Source organism: uncultured Capnocytophaga sp., assembly GCF_963525585.1.
Classification (GTDB): domain Bacteria; phylum Bacteroidota; class Bacteroidia; order Flavobacteriales; family Flavobacteriaceae; genus Capnocytophaga.
The window spans coordinates 1-19,451 of sequence record NZ_CAURLX010000015.1; the positions used below are offsets into that span (position 1 = coordinate 1).

General features: G+C 36.8%; 21 protein-coding genes and 2 pseudogenes. 11 read left to right on the top strand and 12 right to left on the bottom strand.

Translation table 11 applies throughout. The features are described from left to right. The 6 genes and pseudogenes from RYK20_RS05230 to RYK20_RS05255 form a co-directional block, all read right to left on the bottom strand. Positions 1-194, bottom strand: a pseudogene (locus RYK20_RS05230) (hypothetical protein); the annotation flags it as partial. Positions 195-197: 3 nt separating this feature from the next. Next, a complete protein-coding gene (locus RYK20_RS05235; protein ID WP_314894676.1) occupies positions 198-1,403 on the bottom strand; it encodes a DUF2931 family protein in 1,206 nt (401 codons plus the stop codon). A 3-nt stretch (positions 1,404-1,406) separates the two neighbouring features. Then, a complete protein-coding gene (locus RYK20_RS05240) occupies positions 1,407-1,934 on the bottom strand; it encodes a DUF2235 domain-containing protein (protein WP_314894677.1) in 528 nt (175 codons plus the stop codon). Positions 1,935-1,954: 20 nt separating this feature from the next. Further along, positions 1,955-2,455, bottom strand: coding sequence for a hypothetical protein (locus RYK20_RS05245; protein ID WP_095914104.1), 501 nt, complete (start codon positions 2,453-2,455; stop codon positions 1,955-1,957). A gap of 34 nt (positions 2,456-2,489) precedes the next feature. Continuing rightward, a pseudogene (locus RYK20_RS05250) lies at positions 2,490-2,618 on the bottom strand (IS1595 family transposase); the annotation flags it as partial. Between the two features lie 113 nt (positions 2,619-2,731). Next, on the bottom strand, positions 2,732-3,952 hold the full coding sequence (locus tag RYK20_RS05255; RefSeq protein WP_297980987.1) for an MFS transporter: 1,221 nt from the start codon (positions 3,950-3,952) through the stop codon (positions 2,732-2,734). Between the two features lie 104 nt (positions 3,953-4,056). Between RYK20_RS05255 and RYK20_RS05260 the strand changes: the two genes are divergently transcribed. The 6 genes from RYK20_RS05260 to RYK20_RS05285 all read left to right on the top strand — a co-directional run bounded on the left by RYK20_RS05260 (position 4,057) and on the right by RYK20_RS05285 (position 11,028). Further along, positions 4,057-4,644 carry a hypothetical protein gene (locus tag RYK20_RS05260; protein WP_314894678.1) on the top strand — a complete coding sequence of 196 codons (588 nt, stop codon included), beginning with the start codon at positions 4,057-4,059 and terminating at the stop codon, positions 4,642-4,644. An 11-nt stretch (positions 4,645-4,655) separates the two neighbouring features. Beyond that, on the top strand, positions 4,656-6,182 hold the full coding sequence (gene guaA, locus RYK20_RS05265; RefSeq protein ID WP_314894679.1) for a glutamine-hydrolyzing GMP synthase: 1,527 nt from the start codon (positions 4,656-4,658) through the stop codon (positions 6,180-6,182). A 43-nt stretch (positions 6,183-6,225) separates the two neighbouring features. Then, positions 6,226-7,614 (top strand): dipeptidase, encoded by a 1,389-nt coding sequence (locus tag RYK20_RS05270; protein ID WP_314894680.1) that lies wholly within the window; start codon positions 6,226-6,228, stop codon positions 7,612-7,614. A 65-nt stretch (positions 7,615-7,679) separates the two neighbouring features. Continuing rightward, a complete protein-coding gene (locus RYK20_RS05275) occupies positions 7,680-8,429 on the top strand; it encodes a hypothetical protein (RefSeq protein WP_314894681.1) in 750 nt (249 codons plus the stop codon). A gap of 82 nt (positions 8,430-8,511) precedes the next feature. After that, a complete protein-coding gene (locus RYK20_RS05280) occupies positions 8,512-10,305 on the top strand; it encodes a long-chain fatty acid--CoA ligase (RefSeq protein WP_311456948.1) in 1,794 nt (597 codons plus the stop codon). A 39-nt stretch (positions 10,306-10,344) separates the two neighbouring features. Next, complete coding sequence (locus RYK20_RS05285) at positions 10,345-11,028, top strand: ATP-binding cassette domain-containing protein (RefSeq protein WP_311456947.1); 684 nt, start codon at positions 10,345-10,347, stop codon at positions 11,026-11,028. Here RYK20_RS05285 and RYK20_RS05290 read toward each other — a convergent pair whose 3' ends face one another. Genes RYK20_RS05290 through RYK20_RS05300 form a run of 3 tightly spaced genes read right to left on the bottom strand, consistent with a single transcriptional unit; the run spans position 11,029 to position 13,248 of the window. After that, a complete protein-coding gene (locus RYK20_RS05290; protein ID WP_297981004.1) occupies positions 11,029-11,622 on the bottom strand; it encodes a ribonuclease HII in 594 nt (197 codons plus the stop codon). Positions 11,623-11,626: 4 nt separating this feature from the next. After that, the gene (locus RYK20_RS05295) at positions 11,627-12,601 is read right to left on the bottom strand and encodes an acyl transferase (RefSeq protein ID WP_311456946.1); all 975 of its coding nucleotides are present in this window, start codon (positions 12,599-12,601) and stop codon (positions 11,627-11,629) included. Positions 12,602-12,636: 35 nt separating this feature from the next. Continuing rightward, the gene (locus RYK20_RS05300) at positions 12,637-13,248 is read right to left on the bottom strand and encodes a pyruvate dehydrogenase (protein WP_311456945.1); all 612 of its coding nucleotides are present in this window, start codon (positions 13,246-13,248) and stop codon (positions 12,637-12,639) included. 131 nt (positions 13,249-13,379) lie between these two features. Between RYK20_RS05300 and RYK20_RS05305 the strand changes: the two genes are divergently transcribed. The 4 genes from RYK20_RS05305 (at position 13,380) to RYK20_RS05320 (ending at position 16,467) form a co-directional block, all read left to right on the top strand. After that, positions 13,380-13,625, top strand: a complete 246-nt coding sequence (locus RYK20_RS05305) for a helix-turn-helix transcriptional regulator (RefSeq protein ID WP_311456944.1) — start codon at positions 13,380-13,382, stop codon at positions 13,623-13,625. Positions 13,626-13,706: 81 nt separating this feature from the next. Then, entirely contained in the window at positions 13,707-14,075 is a 369-nt protein-coding gene (locus RYK20_RS05310; protein WP_311456943.1) for a hypothetical protein, read from the top strand. Positions 14,076-14,295: 220 nt separating this feature from the next. After that, complete coding sequence (locus RYK20_RS05315) at positions 14,296-15,423, top strand: DegT/DnrJ/EryC1/StrS family aminotransferase (protein WP_314894682.1); 1,128 nt, start codon at positions 14,296-14,298, stop codon at positions 15,421-15,423. Between the two features lie 66 nt (positions 15,424-15,489). Continuing rightward, the gene (locus RYK20_RS05320; protein ID WP_311456941.1) at positions 15,490-16,467 is read left to right on the top strand and encodes a pyruvate dehydrogenase complex E1 component subunit beta; all 978 of its coding nucleotides are present in this window, start codon (positions 15,490-15,492) and stop codon (positions 16,465-16,467) included. Between the two features lie 135 nt (positions 16,468-16,602). On the opposite strand, the gene rpmF is transcribed toward RYK20_RS05320, so the two are convergent. The 3 genes from rpmF to RYK20_RS05335 all read right to left on the bottom strand — a co-directional run bounded on the left by rpmF (position 16,603) and on the right by RYK20_RS05335 (position 18,522). Further along, positions 16,603-16,812 (bottom strand): 50S ribosomal protein L32, encoded by a 210-nt coding sequence (gene rpmF / locus RYK20_RS05325; RefSeq protein WP_297979625.1) that lies wholly within the window; start codon positions 16,810-16,812, stop codon positions 16,603-16,605. A gap of 13 nt (positions 16,813-16,825) precedes the next feature. Further along, on the bottom strand, positions 16,826-17,365 hold the full coding sequence (locus RYK20_RS05330; protein WP_297979636.1) for a DUF177 domain-containing protein: 540 nt from the start codon (positions 17,363-17,365) through the stop codon (positions 16,826-16,828). Positions 17,366-17,439: 74 nt separating this feature from the next. After that, positions 17,440-18,522, bottom strand: coding sequence for a DNA replication and repair protein RecF (locus RYK20_RS05335; RefSeq protein WP_314894683.1), 1,083 nt, complete (start codon positions 18,520-18,522; stop codon positions 17,440-17,442). A 112-nt stretch (positions 18,523-18,634) separates the two neighbouring features. Between RYK20_RS05335 and RYK20_RS05340 the strand changes: the two genes are divergently transcribed. Beyond that, positions 18,635-19,450, top strand: a complete 816-nt coding sequence (locus RYK20_RS05340; RefSeq protein WP_297979653.1) for a tetratricopeptide repeat protein — start codon at positions 18,635-18,637, stop codon at positions 19,448-19,450. Position 19,451: the final 1 nt, after the last annotated feature.

Genomic DNA, 19,451 nt, shown 5'->3' on the forward strand with positions numbered 1-19,451 from the left:
TCATAGCTTCTACCTTGTTTTCCTTCCTCTTTTCCTCCTATGGTAAATTCATCAAACTTACACTCTCCCCAAGCTGTGGTAGCCAGTAGGAAGAGTTGCTGGTCGATTGAGGTCGCTAAGGTGGTCTTGGCAAGGTCGCGCTTCTCTATCAGTGCCTTGAAGTCTATGGGAGTTTTGTAGTAAGTGCCTTTCATAGATTACTCTTTGGGATATAATTGGATGTCAAATGTACTATTAAATAGCTCAAACTCTACATTGGGGATTTCCTGCATTATATCATCTTTTTTTAGGTATAGTTTAGGATTTTCAAACTTTTTATCTATTTCTAAATGTAGATCAAAGGGTTGTTTTCCTATCCTTTTATAAAACTCCTTAAAAAGTTTTACAAGTTGTTGCTCTCGCTTGCGATATTGCTCATAAGGCAAAGCAATAAACTCTTCACCCCCTACATTACCAGGGTAAACCCTTATTACATACTCACCTCCTTGCCCATCATACACAGCATCTATTTCTACAGGAATAGGTTTAGGGGCAAAACCTGTTAGAAAATCAAGGTCAAAATGCATATTTTTCTCCCCATCAATAAATAAAAGATACTTGCCGGCATCATAAGGACGTGAAATCATTTTTAGAGGATAATCATCTTTATCCGCAATATGGATGGTAAAACGCCAAGGGTATTTAATGATAACCTCCTTCCATATATGAGTTGAAAGTTTATTGTTTCTGATCTCCTCTTGAGTTTGTTGCGGCATACTATTTTGATATTGTTGTACAGCAGTTTCTCTTGACCAATCCCTTATAATGCTTATTTCTGGTACTTCCATTATCCTATGGAAAGCCTCATCTCCTTCTACAATATATTCTTTTGCTTGATATTCACCGACTAAAATAGTATTGGCTCCACTTAAATAGAGCAATACCTGTCCTGCAGGCAATACTGCAATTTTAAAATCATAATAGCTGGTATCGCCAAACTTGTCAAGATAACCTTCTTGAAACAACTTAGTGATACGAGGCACATCTAAATCAAAAGAACCTGAATAAAACTTATTTTCCGCATACGAAAACCAGGTAATTTCCATTTTTACGGGGATAGGACGCTCCCACTCTCCTACGATATCTGTTCCTGAGTCGTGGAACAAACTTGCTCGTAAGCTTTGCTCCGAAGGAATATATTCCCTTCCTCCATTATCGTAAATGAATGCACCATCTACTATTTCTGTTGTATATCCTTCATCTCCTGTGGTTAAAATAAGCCAGTGGTATTTTTTTGTCATCTTATTCATTATTTTTGTTATAGAATGTTTTGCTTTACTAAGTTTCCAAGATACATTCTTTCTATAGTAAACGAGTGTTCCTATCAGAAGCACTATAATGCCTATTATTACATACTTTTTCATAATTTATCCTTGTAAAATGTCTCGTTTAGGTTTTCCTTCTTTATATCTCCCATACATAGCTATCATATCATCATCTTGATTAGAACGGTGTAGATACTGATGTCTTAATTTGTGTAAATCTTCTTTTGATAACTGAACCTTTATAGAGTTGATTCCATCATTTTCCTTTGCATATTTTAATATTTGCTCTTGTATTCTATATAAAAACTCATCTTGTTTTATTGTACTGTCTATATTTGTAAGTTTGAAATTTTCACGATATTCATCGGATGCTATCAAATGAACTACTTTATTAGGTTTAGCTCCCATTTTTAAATTTAACTGAGATACATCGTTTTTATGAATTAACCCAAAAGAGGCAACCGTATCAAAGAGTCCTACAAAGTTAAAGATTATAGGTGTCTTCCTATCAACCCTCATATAAGAAGTAATTGACATTTCCTCTGAAATAAAATAACGTGCTGCAGCAGCTCCTCTACTAAAACCAAAGACGTTGATATATATTATCTTTATTTCTTTGATCAATATCATACATTTTGAAACACCACTTTTTATTTTAGAAAAATAGTATCTTTTTTATTCCAATTATATAAAACATACGTATCTGTTTTTTCTATAAAATACAGATAAGTACTTTCCTTTTCTTTGTGATATTTAATACAAAAATACATTTTTTGGTTTTTATCTAATTTTATATGTTGTGCTATTTTATACAGGTTAATGGATTTTTCTTCTAAAATACTATTTATATGTTTTTCCTCTTTGTTAATAAATGATTTATTATTTTCATCAAGATAAAAATCAATATTATATTCTATTGTGTGGTTACAACATCTTTCTTTGGTAAAAATACGAGATGTTGTATCTGCCACAAACCCCGTTTCCTGTTCTATCTCCTCAAATAATTCCTTTTCTTTTTTACTTATAGGAGCTAACTCACTTCGAAAATCAAGGCGAATTAAACTAATTAAAACAATAAAAAGTATCACACCAATTATTCCTAAAATTGCTATAATGAGTGCTATTCTTTTAAAAATTCTACCAATTCCCATACTTCTATTGATTTTGAGGAAAAATCAGGTATTTTTTATGACCACATTTGCGACAACAATATCCATCTTCCCACTTTAAAGAAGCTAGATATTCTTCGCAATCTAAGTCTGTTTTAAAGCGTTCAGTAAACTCTAAGAGGCTTTGTCCCTTAAATAATTCCATAACACATTAATTTTCAGAGTGCAAATATATGAAATTATTTTGACATCTTAAAAATTTTATTTTTTATTTGTTTTTATGAGAAAAATATTGTATCTTTGCACTCTACTTCAAGATTATTCTTTCATTTTTACTTTTCTCAAGTTAGGAAGAAAATAAGCAATAAGCCCCATTAAAGGAAGAAAAGAACAAACCTTATACACAAAGGTAATATCTGTAAGGTCTATAAGCTTTCCTAAAAGAGCTGAAGCAAGCCCTCCCATTCCAAAGGCAAATCCATAGAAAACACCTGAAATCATCCCTATTTTCTTAGGAAGAAGTTCCTGAGAATACACCAGAATGGAGGCAAAAGCAGAGGAAATAATAAAGCCTATGAGTATAACAAGAATAGCTGTTGTATCAGCATCTGCATAAGGGAGCCATAGGGCAAAAGGAGCTGTTCCTAAAATAGAGAACCATATAATGAACTTTCTGCCTACTCTATCTCCAAAAAATCCACCAATGAGCGTACCCGCAGCAGCAGCTCCTAAGTAATAAAATAGGTATAATTGTGCTTGTGCGTGGCTAAAACCAAACTTCTCCAGTGTATAGAATTGAAAATAATTACTAATCCCTGCAGTATAAAAGTTCTTTGAGAAAACTAGGAGCATAAGGATAATGACAGAATTGCGTATCTGTGCGTGAGTAAGGTCTGGCAGGGGAATTTCTCTTTTAGAGGTTGTCTGAGCTTTCTTAAGGAGTTTTTTACGCCAATTTCCGATAAAAAAGAGAATGAGAATAGCCACCGCTGGGAATAGAACAAACCAAATGAGTTTCTCTAAGTGCGTTTCTTCTATCAGAACACTTCCAGAAGAGCGCTTGCCAAGGATAATAAGGATTACCAGCAGAGGAGCTAGGGCACTTCCTAAATTTCCTCCCAATTGGAAAATCGCTTGAGCAAAGGAGCGTTTGCCTCCTGAGGCTAAGAAGGAAATACGAGAGGATTCAGGGTGAAAGATAGAAGAACCAATTCCTATGAAAATAACCGAAACCAGAATAAGCTCATAGCTATTCACATACGCAAGTAAGCCAATGCCTATAGCACTAAATCCCATTCCTAATACTTGTGAAAAAGGCTTAGGGTGCTTATCCGTATAAGCTCCTACCAGAGGCTGTAGGATGGAAGCCGAAAGCTGGTAACATAAGGTGATCACACCTATTTGTGTCATCGAAAGGGAGAATTTGCTCTGTAGGGCAGGATAAATAGAGGGAAGAACTCCCTGTAATAAGTCATTCAGGCAATGTGCTATAGCGATGAATATCAGTACGATGTAATGTGTTTGGTGAGTCTCTTTCATTGAAAGTGTAATTTAATACTGCAAAAGTACGAATATTTAATGAAAACTATTTTTTTTTAAGTTTTATATTGTTATCTTTGCCATTTGTAAGTAATAAGTTAAAAATGAGAAAACTATTATTTTTCTTCTTGATATTCCCTCTACTTTCCCTCTATTCTCAGGAAAGCAATATCCAAATAGGAGCAAAGGCAGGGGTATCTTTGGCTACCTTTTCGAGGAATTTTTTCTATCAGACACAAGAATTTTCTTATATAACAGATTTTTATGTAGGAGCTTTGGCAGTTACACGCACTGAGCACACAATTAACGGGAAATTGGAACTAATATATTCAGGACAAGGGGCAAAATATAATGTTTCTCATAATCCTCAATATGAAGGAAAATACAATTTAGGATACCTTTCCTTGGCTTATATTATGCATTTTCGCCTATCGGATCATTTTTATCTGGATGCAGGGCTTAGTACAGACCTTCTGGTCAGAAAGGATAGTAAAATACCCTCTCCCAGAACGTTTGATATTGCAGGAATTGTAGGGATAGAAGTGCCTATACTTCCTTCGTTGAGCCTTGAGGCTCGGGCCAAATCAGGTAGGGGAGGGCTTAATAATTATGAAGAGTATTACACCGCTTCGCCTTTTCAGAATTCTTTGAATAACTTAGTAGTACAGTTTGGCATTATTTATTATCTTTAAAATAAAATTCAATGAATAAAGTACTTATTTTAGATTTTGGTTCACAATATACACAGCTTATAGCGCGCAGAGTGCGAGAGCTCAATGTATATTGTGAGATACACCCATACAATCATCTTCCTGAGAATGTAGCTGATTTCTCGGCTGTAATTCTCTCAGGATCACCTTATTCGGTACGTGCTACCGATGCACCACATCCTGACCTTTCGCACTTACGAGGGAAGAAACCACTCTTAGCAGTGTGTTATGGAGCTCAGTATCTGGCACACTTCTTTGGGGGAGAGGTCGCTCCTTCTGATATCCGTGAATATGGACGAGCACACTTGGTATTTGTTAAGCAGGAAGAACCCTTCCTAGAGGGAATTCCTCATAACAGTCAAGTATGGATGAGCCATAGCGATACCATTAAGCAACTACCCACAGGAGGGGTATGCTTAGCAAGTACACCAGATGTTACCAATGCAGCCTATCGTATTGAAGGAGAATCTACTTATGCTATTCAATTCCATCCAGAAGTATATCATTCTACAGATGGGAAAAAGTTCTTGGAGAACTTCCTCTTTAAGATAGCGAAGATTACACCTTCTTGGACACCGGACAACTTTATAGAGACTACTGTAGCAGCTCTTAAGCAACAAGTAGGAAAGGAAAAAGTAGTACTAGGACTCTCAGGAGGAGTGGATTCTACAGTGGCAGCCGTACTTCTTAATAAGGCTATTGGGAGCCAATTACATTGTATTTTTGTCAATAATGGTCTTTTAAGAAAGGGAGAGTTCGAAAGTGTGTTGGCTCAGTATCAGGGAATGGGGCTTAATATCAAGGGAGTAGATGCTTCCGGAGAATTTCTTTCCGCCTTAGCAGGAATTACAGACCCAGAGCAAAAACGCAAAACTATAGGGCGAGTATTTATAGAAGTATTTGACAAAGAAGCCCATCAGATTACCGATGTTACCTATCTGGCACAAGGGACTATCTACCCAGATGTTATAGAATCAGTATCGGTAAAAGGACCTTCAGCAACTATAAAGAGCCATCATAATGTAGGGGGATTACCAGACTATATGAAACTCAAGATTGTGGAACCCTTACGAATGCTTTTCAAAGATGAAGTGCGCCGTGTAGGAGCTTCTTTAGGAATTCCTGCAGAACTCTTAGGGCGCCATCCTTTCCCCGGTCCAGGGTTGGCAATACGTATTCTAGGCGATATTACTCCAGAGAAAGTGGCTACTTTACAGGAGGTAGATGCTCTTTTCATTAATGGACTTAAGGAGCATCAGCTCTATGATAAGGTATGGCAAGCAGGAGCTATTCTCCTTCCTATCAATAGTGTAGGAGTAATGGGAGACGAGCGTACTTATGAAAAATGTGTAGCTCTACGTGCGGTAGAGAGTACCGATGGAATGACTGCCGATTGGGTACACTTGCCCTATGATTTCTTACAGAAAATCTCTAATGAGATTATTAATAAAGTAAAAGGGGTAAATCGTGTGGTTTATGACATCAGTTCCAAACCGCCTGCAACTATCGAATGGGAGTAAGAATAAATATAAATTTCGAAAAATCAACAAATTAACAATAAAAATGGAAATAAAAAATTATATCCAAGAACACAAAGAACGTTTCTTAAGCGAACTGTTTGACCTATTACGTATGCCGTCTGTTAGTGCTGACTCAGCATATAAGCCCTCTATCGAAGCTACAGCCCAATGGGTAAAGGAATCTCTTCTTAAAGCAGGGTGTGATACAGCCCAAGTATGTGAAACTCCAGGGAATCCTGTAGTATATGGAGAAAAGCACGTGGGAGACCATCTTCCTACAGTACTTGTATATGGGCATTATGATGTACAACCTGCAGACCCTCTCGAATTATGGGAGACAGATCCTTTTGAACCAGTAATTAAGACTACAGAACTTCATCCTGAGGGAGCTATTTTTGCTCGTGGAGCTTGTGATGACAAAGGGCAGATGTTTATGCATGTAAAAGCCTTTGAATATATGGTCAAAGAGGGAAAGCTTCCTTGCAATATTAAGTTTATGATTGAAGGAGAAGAGGAAGTAGGTTCTAAGAACTTAGGATGGTTTGTGGAAAAGAATAAGGAAAAACTTAAGAACGATATCATCTTGATTTCGGATACAAGTATTATTGGTAGAGAGACTCCTTCTATTACAACCAGTCTTCGTGGGCTTAGCTATCTTCAGGTAGAAGTTACAGGTCCTAACCGAGACTTACACTCAGGAGTTTATGGAGGAGCCGTTGCCAACCCAGTGAATATTTTAGCTCAGATGATTGCTCAGCTTCATGATGAACATCATCGTGTAACTATTCCACACTTCTATGATAAGGTAAAAGAGTTTTCTGCTGAGGAGCGTGCTCTTTTTGCTAAGATTCCATTCTCTTTGGAAGAATACAAAAAAGACTTAGGAGTAAAAGATGTACTTTTGGAGGACGGCTATTCAGTAATCGAAAGTTCTGCTATACGTCCTACCTTGGATGTCAATGGAATCTGGGGAGGCTATATAGGTGAAGGAGCTAAGACGATTATTCCTAGTAAGGCGTCAGCTAAGATTTCTATGCGCTTGGTGCCCAACCAAGATAATAAGGAGATAGAGGCTCTTTTCACAGAACATATACAACGTATAGCTCCTGAAGGGGTTACTGTTAAGGTAACTAACTTAGGAGGAGGTCCTGCTTATGCTATGTCTATTGATAATGATGGATACCGTGCTGCAGAAAAAGCGATGGAAAAGACCTTTGGTAAGCGTCCAGTTCCTTCTCCAGAAGGAGGAAGTATTCCTATTGTAGCTCTTTTCGAGAGGGAATTAGGCACTAAGTCTATTCTTATGGGATTTGGATTTGATTCGGATCTTATTCACTCTCCTAATGAGCACTATGGGCTATTTAATTTCTTCAAAGGAATAGAAACCATTCCATATTTCTACGAGTATTATGTAGAGGCACATAAGAAATAATAGTTTGTTTTCCAAGAGGAAATGAGAGATGACTTTATTTCCTCTTGATTTTTAATATGTTATCTATGAGGTGCGCTTTTTTCTATACAATACTCTTCTTTTCTTTGTTTTGTAAGGCACAAAATTTTGAAAAGGAATTAGGAATAGGACTTTTGACGGTCAATACACAACATACACTACCACTGTATAAGCATCCTAATGATTTGTATCCTACGGATTCTATTGTTTATCAGAAAGATAAAAAGGGAACTCTTATGCTGAAACTGAGCAGTCCTATAGCTCCGTACAAATTCTTTCCAGGAGCAGATTTAGGAATGGTTGGTGTAATGGGAACCAATGAACAAGTAAGAGGTATTGTTTCCCCGGTACTTATTTTTAGGGTATTATCTGAAGGGAAAGATTTCTATCAGATAGTAATAGATGAACATAGAGGAAATTCTTTTTTTATTAAGAAAAATAAAAAAGCTGAGTATTATGTATATGATAAGAAATCTTCTACATACGAGGATGATTTCATAAAACCTAAAACAACCTTTTGGTTTAGTTTTGAGAATTGGCTTCATTATCTTAGTAAATGTGAATTACTTACTTTCAGTGGGCAGATGAAACTATATGATACTCCTAATGGAAAATGTATAGTAGATAAAGAACATCACGGTGTTATTTCTCTTATAGATTGTAGAGATAATTGGATAGAAATAGAAACAGAAGTGATATATCTTAATGGAGTACAGCTGCCTATATATAAAGGCTGGCTCAAATGGTATGATAAAGGCAAGGAACAAATTACAATTATGGTCAATGCCTTATATTAACACGAGAAATATTTAACATTCTGTTTAGATTTATGTGCTGAAAAAACACTAACTTTGCTATTTAAAACGCAAACTAACTGTGATGGATTTAGAAAAATTTCACTTAGTTACTCGATTGGCTTCACAAGCTACACATTATAAGGAAGGTGAAGCGATTCGCTATTGGGAAGAAGGGCAGTGGCGCCCTATGTCTTGGACTGTATTTTATGACAAAATCCAAGAACTTACCAAAGCACTTTTACATTACCAAGTAGGAGTACAGGAGAATATAGGAATTTTTGCTCCCAACTCCCCTCAGTGGACTATGGTGGATATGGCAGCAGCCCACCTAAGAGCCTGTGCAGTACCTATCTATGCTACTAATACAGCTGATCAGGCTGCTTATATCATCAATGATGCTAATATTCGTATTTTATTCGTTGGAGAACAAGAACAATTTGATAAAATACAGCAAATAAAAGAAAAATGTCCTCAATTACAGCAAGTAGTTGTATTCAATGAGGAACTTGTAAAAGAAAAGAACCCTTTTGTGGTTTCTTTATCTCAATTCATAACACTTCCTCAAGGTAAAAACTACACTGAAGAGCTAGAGAAGCGATTCGCTCAGCGAAATCTTAGGGATATCTATACGATCATTTATACTTCAGGAACTACAGGGAATCCCAAGGGAGTCCTTATAGATTATGAAAATGTTGCCTATCAGCTTATTAACCACGATGAACGATTGAGTGTGGTAGAAAGAAATGTTTCCTTGTCTTTCTTGCCTCTCTCTCATGTATATGAGCGGATGTGGGTAGCCTATGTGCTTCATAAGGGAGTGATTAACTGCTACTTAGATGATACTAACCGAGTTGCAGAAGTCCTCAAGGAGGTACGCCCACACTATATGTGTGTGGTACCCCGCTTATTGGAGAAAATATATACCAAAATCTATGAGAATGTAGGAAAGCAGTCTCCAGTAAAGCGTATGGTATTTGCTATGGCTACTCGAATTGCTAAAATACAGTTGGGAAGAACTAAAAAAGGGAAATATCCTTCCATTATCCTAAAAAAACTCTATAATACGGCTGATAAACTCGTTTTCCAGAAGCTAAAAGAGGCTATGGGAGGTAATATCCAAATGATTCCTTGTGGAGGAGCACTTTTGGAACCTTCTATTGGGCGTTTTTTCAGAGCAATAGGAGTCAATGTAACCTTGGGTTATGGGATGACTGAGACTACCGCAACAGTATCCTGCTGGGATGATAACAAGTTCAAGCTCAAGTCAGTAGGTACTCTTTTGCCTAATATACAAGCTAAAATAGGAGAGAATAACGAAATTCTACTTAAGGGAGGCTCTATCACCAAAGGTTATTATAACAATCCTGAGGAAAATGCCAAAGCCTTTACCGAGGATGGTTTCTTGCGTACAGGCGATGCTGGCTATATAGATGAGCAAGGGAATATTTTTATCACTGAGCGTATCAAGGAATTGATGAAAACCTCCAACGGAAAATATATAGCTCCTCAGCAAATAGAAGGAAAGGTGGGTAAGGATAGCTTTATTGAACAAATTGCTATTATTGCAGATGCTCGCAAATATGTTTCTGCTCTTATTGTACCCAATTATGACGCTTTAGCAGAATATGCAAAGTCACTCAATCTGAAATATAAAAACTATGCTGAACTGATAAAAAATAGCCAAATCGTGGATTTCTTCCAGAAAAGGTTACAGAATCTTCAGCAAGAATTGGCGGCTTATGAGCAAATTAAGAAATTTACCCTACTCACAAGCCCTTTCACAATTAATAATGATGAGCTGACGCCTACTCTTAAGCTCAAGCGAAAGAATATCTATAAGAATTATTTCCGAGAAATAGAGGCAATGTATGCATAATCCAAATCCAGATATAATTAATCACAGATAGAATAAATAATGGGGAAGATAGTAGTAGAGCTCAAAGAAGCCTCTGTTTTTCAAAGAAAAAATCTTATTCTTCACGATATTAACCTTACCATTGAGCGAGGTGAATTCGTGTATCTGATAGGGAAAACAGGGAGCGGGAAGAGTTCGCTTCTGAAGATACTTTACGGGGATCTTCCTCTGAAGAAAGGAACAGGAACAGCAGTAGATTTTGACCTTACCACCCTTAAGGAATCCGAAATTCCTTATCTGAGACGAAAGATAGGGGTCGTTTTTCAGGATTTTAAGCTTCTTCCCGATAGAGATGTCTTTGCTAATCTAGAATTTGTTCTAAGGGCTACAGGCTGGAAAGAAGAAGCAAAGATAGAAGCACGTATCAAGAGTGTATTGGCAAAAGTGAAGATGGATACCAAGTTACAGAAGTATCCTCACGAGTTATCAGGAGGGGAGCAACAGCGAGTGGCGATTGCGCGCGCCTTGCTCAATGACCCTGACCTGATTCTCGCTGATGAGCCTACAGGAAATCTGGATCCTGAAACCAGTGTCGAGATTATGAAAGTGATGCGGGAGATTAATGATTCCGGACGCTCTATCCTAATGGCTACCCACGATTATGCCCTCATCCTCAAGTTCCCTTCCAAAACTATCAAGTGTGATGGAGGAAAGCTCTTTGAGGTGGTGCAACGCTCGGTATAGTTAAAATTCGAATTTTAACTGAATATCAATCAATTGGAATGTCTTTCGGTGGTGTTCGCAAGCTCCAAACTCAAGAATAGCTGCTCGGTGTTCTTTCGTGGGGTACCCTTTATTCTTATCCCAATGGTACATAGGGAATTCCTTGTGGAGCTCTTCCATATAAGCATCGCGGTAGGTCTTAGCCAGTACCGAGGCGGCAGCAATACGCATAAATCGTGCATCTCCTTTGACCTGACAGGAGTAAGGAATCCTCTTATAGGGTTTGAATCGATTCCCATCTACTACAATAAACTCCGGAGTGAGAGTGAGTTTGTCTAAAGCCTGCTGCATAGCTTCAATAGAGGCATTGAGGATATTAATCTGGTCAATTCGTTGAGGAGAGAGATGTACTACAGCATAGCTCAGTGCCTGTTCTTCGATAATAGGACGAAGCTGATTGCGCTGTTTCTCAGTCATTTGTTTGGAGTCATTGAGTAGGGGATGGTAGAAGTCTTCAGGAAGGATAACCGCTGCTGCCGTTACAGGTCCTGCTAGGCAACCACGACCCGCCTCATCTGTCCCAGCTTCTTGTGGTGAGAAAAACCATTTTTCCATAGGATTAATTCTGTAGAACTAATAAATTACACCCACGAATATCTGACGAATCAAAGCGCCCTAAGACCTCAAAAGTGCCATCGGGATAGGCTTTGCCCAAGTCTTGAGTAGCAATGAAGCTACAGGAATAATAATTGGCTAAATCTATTACATTGATACCACCAATTTTTCCATAAGGTAGGAAAGAAAGGGCATCTTCGCTATCACGAATAAGGATTTTCATCCACGGAACAGGGGCAAACAGACCATTTCCTTGGCTATAAGCCTGTGAAAGTAGCTCTGTCATTCCATATTCGGAGTGGATTACCTCTGTACCGAAGCCTCGACAAAGGATGCTGTGTAGCTCTTCACGGATAAGCTCCTTGCGCCGTCCCTTCATACCTCCTGTTTCCATAATAATAGTATTTTTTAGGGAAAATTGATATTGCTCAACTAAGTCCAAGAGGGCAAAAGATACTCCCATAAGGAAGACCTTATGACCTTTTGAGTCCCAAAGTATAAGTTTCTGGGCAAGTTCTTCCTGATTGTAGAGGTAGAAGCCACTTTCCTTTTGGGCGTTATGAATTAAATCATCAGCCATATAGATAAGAGAAGAACCTTTACGCTCTAAATAGGAGGGAAGCAGTGCCAAGAAAATATAACTCCCTATCTCTCCATAGAAATGAGTAAATCCCTTGCGAAAACTTTCTCTATAAAGAGTTAAGGAGCTGACTAAGTGCCGAGACGTTTGGCTACCCGTAGTGCCACTGCTGGTAAAGACTTCTTCAGGAGGATTAGTAGCAGCATAAACTTCCTTATTTTTAAAGAACTCTATAGGTAAAAAAGGAATCTCCTTGAGGGTATGTACCGTCTTGGGAGTTTTGTTGAAGTAGTTACAAAACTCTTGATATACAGCATTATTTTGATATTGAAAGGCAAAAACAGTCAGAGCCTGTGCCTCAAATTCCTTAGAGGTATAATCGTGAAAAAGGTTATTCATCTGATGAATAATAGGTGTTTTTTAACAATTTAGGATTAATGACAGAATGCTATCATATCTAATTGATTGTTAAGACAAAAAGAGATATTTTCTTTTAGCCCCATAATATGTTCATAAGCAAAGCCTCTTTCTTCGTCATCGTCGTCCTCTATCAGAGCTTCTATTTCTTCCTTTGTTTTATGAACTTTCTCCAGCAGAGAAGCTAAATGTCTCAATCGTTCCTGATCAATGAGGCTTATCATAGGATAGTCCTCTATTTCAGGTAGAGGGAAGGGATGAAAATGATCGGCAGGGAATAGCTCGGTGTCTATCTCTACCTCTATATCATAGTCTTCAAAGAGTGTTTTGTTGATAAGATCGGTTTCATACCAGAACTTTATTTCTTCGGTAAAGGGGAGCTTCTTTCCCAAAATAGCACAAATACCAATAAAGGCGTATCCATAGGTATATCCTTTTTTCTCATCAAAAGGAAGCCCCATAATGATATCAGTAAGAGCCTTAGTGGTCTCATTGTCATCATCTTCTTCGGCGTAGTTTTGGAAGATTTCGTCCTTCTGAACCTCAGCGAGTAAGGCTTCATTTTTAGATGAAAAAACAGCCTGAAGTTCAGACGTTTTTACCCCGTAAGCAAACATATAGTATCCCATAGATAAAGATTTATGGGCAAAGGTACAAAATAAATCTGAAATAGGAGGGCTTGTTCTTCTGTTGGTTAATCAAACAGCCTTGTCAAGAGGGATAACTCTTTCCCTTTGCTAGTGTAAAAGATAGAAAAATTATGGAAAAGTTAGAAATTTTTAAGCAGGTAGGAAAGAACATTCAGCAAATACGCCAGAGTAAAGGGCTCTCTCAAGTGGATCTGGTAGGGTGTATTGAGGGGAATATTGATACTACCAATATCTCTCGTATAGAGCAAGGACGTACCAACCCAACCCTGCTCACTCTCTATCGTATTGCTCAAGCCTTGGAAGTACCACTTACCGATTTAGTGAAAGATAGTACAACAAAAGTAGCCGAAAAATAGAAGAAAAATTATAAATTTGTGAATTTCTTTTGGTTTTATGGGCAAAAAACTTAACTTTGCAGAGATAAAAGCATTAGGATGATGAAAAAGTTACTTTATATAGCACTATTTATACTTCCTTTGGTTGGAAGTGCTCAAATCTATAATGAGTCTTTTAGAAAAAGGGGAGAGGTTTTTAAGGTATATGCAGGTTACCAAAACAAAAAGGAAGATGATACGGGAATTATAGTAGTAACTCGTGAAACCAACCGATTTGTATATGAAGATGATGCTATACCCGATGCCTATAAAAAGATGACAGAAAAATTTATGCAAAGTCTCCTTACTAATGAGAAGTATAAAAAAAGATTTGTAAAATATCGCTTAAAAGTAGAGAAAAGAGCTTTTGGCGACATCTATATAGAAAATCAAAAAGTGGGTAACATTAAGGAAATACCAACTTCCAAATAGCCAAAACAATTTTTGAGATTACCAATAGTACTAACTTACACGAGGTAGATATATTTTATTTTTGATGTTTATGATATTTTAAGAACCTATCTACAAGTGTAATCTTATGGGTTAAAAAATCTATCTATTTTTATTGTTGAAGAATTAATATTTTTCAGTAAAGTTTTGTACCTTTGCAGTCTATAATGAAAGTATCATCGGATATAAAACAAAATTAATGATGAAAAAAATACAAATGGTAGACTTACAAGGGCAATATGAGCCTTTGAAAGCTCAGATACAACAGTCTTTTAATGAGGTACTTGAGACCGCTGCTTTTATCAATGGACCTCAAGTACATTCTTTCCAGAAAGAATTAGAGGACTACCTACAGGTTAAGCACGTTATCCCTTGTGCCAATGGTACAGATGCACTTCAGATAGCAATGATGGCATTAGGATTAAAGCCAGGGGATGAAGTTATTACAGCTGATTTTACCTTTGCAGCAACAGTTGAGGTAATAGCTCTTTTGGGGCTTACTCCTGTTTTGGTAGATGTAGAGCAGGATACATTTAATATTGATATTCAGGCTATAAAAAAAGCAATCACACCTAGAACCAAAGCTATTGTTCCTGTTCATCTATATGGGCGACCAGCCAATATGGAAGCTATTATGCAGATAGCAAAGGAGCATCATCTTTTTGTGATAGAGGATAATGCACAGGCAATTGGAGCTGATTTCACTTGGAGCGATGGAAGAAAGCAAAAATTAGGGACAATAGGGCACATAGGAGCCACTAGTTTCTTTCCTTCCAAAAATTTAGGCTGTTACGGTGATGGAGGAGCTATTTTTACCAATGATGACGAACTAGCACATACCTTAAGAGGAATTGTTAATCACGGGATGTATATACGTTATCATCACGATGTGGTAGGGGTCAATTCTCGTCTGGATTCTCTTCAAGCTTGTGTTCTTCGAGCAAAATTACCTCACTTAGATACCTACAATCAGAAAAGAAGAGCTTTTGCACATCTATATTCTGAAGGATTAAAGAAAAATCCACATATAATTACTCCCGAAATCCCTCAAGGGGATACTTCTCACGTTTTTCACCAATATACAATCCGTATTACCAATGGTAAGCGTGATGCTCTTGCGGAATATTTGTCCCAAAATGGAGTGCCCTTTGGAGTATATTACCCTATTCCATTACATCAGCAGAAAGCATATCAGGATAGCCGTTATAAGGAAGAAGACTTTCCGGTGACTCATCAGTTAGTCAAAGAAGTACTTTCTTTGCCAATGCATACGGAACTCGACCAAGAACAAATAAATTTTATAACAAAGTTAATTACAGATTTTGTATAAAGTAAAAAAAAACGTACCTTTGCACACATTATTAATAGAATAAAAATATTTCTTACAGATATAAAAATGAGAACAATACAATTTAGAGAAGCCATTTGTGAAGCTATGAGCGAAGAAATGCGCAGAGATCCTTCTATTTACTTAATGGGAGAAGAAGTAGCTGAATATAATGGAGCTTATAAAGCCTCCAAAGGAATGCTTGATGAGTTTGGTCCTAAGCGAGTTATAGATACTCCTATTGCTGAAAGTGGATTTTCAGGAATAGGGGTGGGTTCAGCAATGAATGGTTGCCGACCAATCATTGAGTATATGACGTTTAACTTTTCCTTAGTTGCTATAGATCAGATTATCAGCAATGCTGCTAAGATGCGTCAAATGTCAGGTGGACAAATTAATATACCTATTGTATTTAGGGGACCTACAGCTTCGGCTGGACAATTGGGTGCAACTCACTCTCAGGCATTTGAGAATTGGTATGCGAACTGCCCAGGTCTTAAGGTTGTGGTTCCTTCTACTCCTTATGATGCTAAAGGACTTCTTAAGGCTGCTATCCGTGATAATGACCCTGTTATCTTTATGGAATCTGAGCAGATGTACGGAGATAAGGGGGAAGTGCCAGAAGAAGAATATATTATTCCTCTTGGAGTAGCCGATATTAAACGTGAAGGAAAGGATGTAACTATTGTTTCTTTTGGTAAGATTATAAAAGAAGCAATTGCTGCAGCTGCAGAATTGGCTAAAGAAGGAATAGAATGTGAGATTATAGATATCAGAACAGTTCGTCCTATGGATTGGGAGGCTATTTTCAATTCTGTAAAGAAAACAAATCGCTTAGTAATCTTAGAAGAAGCTTGGCCATTTGCTTCTGTTTCTTCTGAAATTACCTACCAAGTACAAGAACATATTTTTGACTATCTAGATGCTCCTATCCAGCGAATCACTACTGCAGATACACCTGCGCCTTATTCACCAGCCTTATTACAAGAGTGGTTGCCTAATGCACAGGATGTAATCAAAGCTGTTAAAAAAGTTCTTTATAAATAAGAAATTTCTTTGACATAATATATTTATTTAATTGTTGAAAGTCTTATTCAAATTTTGAATAAGACTTTTTCTGATTATTTATAGTATAAAAAAATCTCCTTTTATAAGGAGATTTTGATATGATGAAGCTTCTGATTAAGCTGTTTTTTCAGTGTTTTCAGTCTCTGTATTATCAATAAGGACTTGCCCACGGTAGTATAGCTTACCTTCAAACCAATGAGCTCTGTGGTAGAGGTGTAATTCTCCTGTAGTAGGGTCTTTTGCTATTTGAGGAGCAACAGCCTTATCATGAGTTCTTCTTTTATCTCTTCGGGTAGAGGATTGTCTTCTTTTGGGATGTGCCATTTTCTTATTTTTTTTATTTGTTTAACAATTTTTGTAATTCATTCCAACGAGGGTCTATCTGTGAGAGATCCTCAGCTACTTCTTGTTCTTTAGGGCTAAGAGCCTCTAAAGCTTCTAAAGCCTCCGGAAAAGAGTCTATATTAGGATGGATTCTCTTGGCGGGAACAGAAAGGATTAGCATTTCGTAAATGTATTGTGCCACATTCAGTGTATGTTCTCCCTCCGGTAAGATGAGTAACTCATCATTATCATCATTATAGATTTCTCCAAACTTCACTACTAAGAACAAACTTCCTTCTGTGGGAAGGTCAAAGGGTTCATTAGTAATATCACAATTCACATTTACAGTTCCCTTACTTGAGAATTTGAGTTCTAATAGATTACTCTTTTTCTTTAAGCAAACACTTACTTGCTCTGAAACATCATTGAATTCAGTATAATCAAATAGTTCAAAAAAATGATTATCTATCTGGTATTCAAACAGATGTTCTCCAATTTTAAGCCCAGCAAAGTGGATATCATACGCTTTTAATAGGCGTTTTCTATCTTTCATATTTGAATTAGGCAGTTTGAGGGTGCAAAGATAGCAAATTTTTTAAATACACAAAAATATTTATAGATAAATTTTTATAGTTTAAAAATTTGATAATTAGGAGTTATTTCTCTTATGATTTCTTCTGTCCGCTTACTATCGGTGTCACTTAAGAATATTTGCCTGAAAGGAGGAGATATTACCAGATGAATAATCTGAGAAACACGTTCATTGTCCAATTTGTCAAAAATATCATCTAATAATAATAAAGGAGTCACCTCAGTAGCCTTATATAAATAGTGAAATTGAGCTAGCTTTAGGGCTATTAGGAATGATTTCTGTTGCCCCTGACTTGCAAATTTTTTCATAGGCTGTCCATTAATAGAGAAAATCAAATCATCCTTGTGAATTCCTTGGCTGGTGTATTGTAAGCTGATATCTTGGGAAAAATGTACCTTTAATAAGTTTTTTAGGTCTTGGTTATTTAGCTGGCTATCATATTGTATATCAACCTTTTCTTTTCCTTTTGAGATATGTGCATATTGCTCTTGAAAGATAGGAACAAATTCACGAATAAAATCTTTACGAATTTGAAATATTTTTGTGCCATAATGGTCAAGCTGGTCATCATAGATAGGCAAAGTATCCGTTATAGTGTGTTGATTTTCATAAAATTGCTTTAGAAGGCTATTGCGCTGTGATAATACTTTATTATAGCGTAGAAGCGCATCAAGGTAAGCGGAGGATTGGACTTGAGAAAGCATACCATCGAGGAATTTCCTACGGGTATCACTTCCTTCGTGGATGAGGTCTCTATCGGCAGGAGAGACAATTACTACAGGAAAAGCCCCTATGTGTTCGGAAAGCTTATCATATATTTTTCCATTGCGTTTGATAACTTTCTTTTGTCCTTTTTTTACACTACAGACTACATTCTCTTCTCGGTTCTCTTTTAGGAAAGTTCCTTCTAATAGGTAGAACTCTTCTCCTAAGCGAATATTATAGGAAGTGGTCGTGTTGAAGTAGCTTTTTGTCATTCCTAAGTGGTAAATAGCATCCAATGAGTTCGTTTTTCCTATACCATTATTCCCCACAAAGCAATTTATCTTTTCTGAAAAAGAGAATTCCTTGTCGGCTATGTTTTTGAAATTCAGTATGTAAAGTCGTTTTAGAATCATTCAAAAAAGCAGTTGCAAAAACTTGTGCAAATTATTAAAAAATCTTGAGAAAAATGCCTTTTATTACAAATAAATATTTTATTTTTGCAAAATGTTTTTAAAGCAATAATTTATGTCAGTATACAAAAAGAATAACTATCGTTCAGGAAGACAAGAAAAGAAAGAAAAACAAAAAGAAGAAACTCATAACTCCCTCAGTAGTGAGCAGTTATCGAAAGAAAGTACTACTGCAGAAGTATTTCAGACTTTAGATGAAAAAGCGAACAAGACAGAAGCGTGGGTACAGCAAAATCAGCGTACTATATTCTCTGTTCTTGCAGCTTTGGTAGTGGTAGGATTGGGATATATGCTTTACAAACAATTTGTGTCAGTACCCAAAGAAGAAGAGGCTTCTAAGAAACTTTCTTTTGCATTGAGTACTTTTGATAAAGCTCTGAATGCAAATACTACAGCTGAAAGAGATTCCCTTTTTACACTTTCTCTTAATGGAAATAAAGAAAATGGTGGGTTTTTGAATGTTTTGCAAAATTATTCAGGAAGTAAAGCAGCTAATGTAGCGAATTATTCTGCTGGAATGGCTTATCTTCAGTTAAACCAATATAAAGAAGCAATTACTCATTTAGATAAATTTAGTTCTGATGACCCAATATTGAGTGCTTTGGCTCTAGGAAATATAGGAGATGCTTTTGCAGAACTTAAGCAACTTAAAGAGGCTATAGACTACTATAATAAAGCTATTGATAAGAGTGATAATAGCCTGACTGCTCCTATTTACTTGAATAAGGCAGCTTCAGTAGCAATAGAACAAAAAGAATATAAGAAAGCTCTAGAATATCTTGAGAGAATTAAGAATGAATATCCTAAATCTCAAGAAGCTACTACGGTTAGTACAGAGATAAGCCGTGTAAAAACCCTTATGAGTCTTTAAA

Bases quoted from the DNA above. Each gene is read 5' to 3' on its own strand.
- RYK20_RS05235 (WP_314894676.1), bottom strand. From the start codon at position 1,403: ATGAAAAAGTATGTAATAATAGGCATTATAGTGCTTCTGATAGGAACA.
- RYK20_RS05240 (WP_314894677.1), bottom strand. From the start codon at position 1,934: ATGATATTGATCAAAGAAATAAAGATAATATATATCAACGTCTTTGGT.
- RYK20_RS05245 (WP_095914104.1), bottom strand. From the start codon at position 2,455: ATGGGAATTGGTAGAATTTTTAAAAGAATAGCACTCATTATAGCAATT.
- RYK20_RS05255 (WP_297980987.1), bottom strand. From the start codon at position 3,952: ATGAAAGAGACTCACCAAACACATTACATCGTACTGATATTCATCGCT.
- RYK20_RS05260 (WP_314894678.1), top strand. From the start codon at position 4,057: ATGAGAAAACTATTATTTTTCTTCTTGATATTCCCTCTACTTTCCCTC.
- guaA (WP_314894679.1), top strand. From the start codon at position 4,656: ATGAATAAAGTACTTATTTTAGATTTTGGTTCACAATATACACAGCTT.
- RYK20_RS05270 (WP_314894680.1), top strand. From the start codon at position 6,226: ATGGAAATAAAAAATTATATCCAAGAACACAAAGAACGTTTCTTAAGC.
- RYK20_RS05275 (WP_314894681.1), top strand. From the start codon at position 7,680: ATGAGGTGCGCTTTTTTCTATACAATACTCTTCTTTTCTTTGTTTTGT.
- RYK20_RS05280 (WP_311456948.1), top strand. From the start codon at position 8,512: ATGGATTTAGAAAAATTTCACTTAGTTACTCGATTGGCTTCACAAGCT.
- RYK20_RS05285 (WP_311456947.1), top strand. From the start codon at position 10,345: ATGGGGAAGATAGTAGTAGAGCTCAAAGAAGCCTCTGTTTTTCAAAGA.
- RYK20_RS05290 (WP_297981004.1), bottom strand. From the start codon at position 11,622: ATGGAAAAATGGTTTTTCTCACCACAAGAAGCTGGGACAGATGAGGCG.
- RYK20_RS05295 (WP_311456946.1), bottom strand. From the start codon at position 12,601: ATGAATAACCTTTTTCACGATTATACCTCTAAGGAATTTGAGGCACAG.
- RYK20_RS05300 (WP_311456945.1), bottom strand. From the start codon at position 13,248: ATGGGATACTATATGTTTGCTTACGGGGTAAAAACGTCTGAACTTCAG.
- RYK20_RS05305 (WP_311456944.1), top strand. From the start codon at position 13,380: ATGGAAAAGTTAGAAATTTTTAAGCAGGTAGGAAAGAACATTCAGCAA.
- RYK20_RS05310 (WP_311456943.1), top strand. From the start codon at position 13,707: ATGAAAAAGTTACTTTATATAGCACTATTTATACTTCCTTTGGTTGGA.
- RYK20_RS05315 (WP_314894682.1), top strand. From the start codon at position 14,296: ATGAAAAAAATACAAATGGTAGACTTACAAGGGCAATATGAGCCTTTG.
- RYK20_RS05320 (WP_311456941.1), top strand. From the start codon at position 15,490: ATGAGAACAATACAATTTAGAGAAGCCATTTGTGAAGCTATGAGCGAA.
- rpmF (WP_297979625.1), bottom strand. From the start codon at position 16,812: ATGGCACATCCCAAAAGAAGACAATCCTCTACCCGAAGAGATAAAAGA.
- RYK20_RS05330 (WP_297979636.1), bottom strand. From the start codon at position 17,365: ATGAAAGATAGAAAACGCCTATTAAAAGCGTATGATATCCACTTTGCT.
- RYK20_RS05335 (WP_314894683.1), bottom strand. From the start codon at position 18,522: ATGATTCTAAAACGACTTTACATACTGAATTTCAAAAACATAGCCGAC.
- RYK20_RS05340 (WP_297979653.1), top strand. From the start codon at position 18,635: ATGTCAGTATACAAAAAGAATAACTATCGTTCAGGAAGACAAGAAAAG.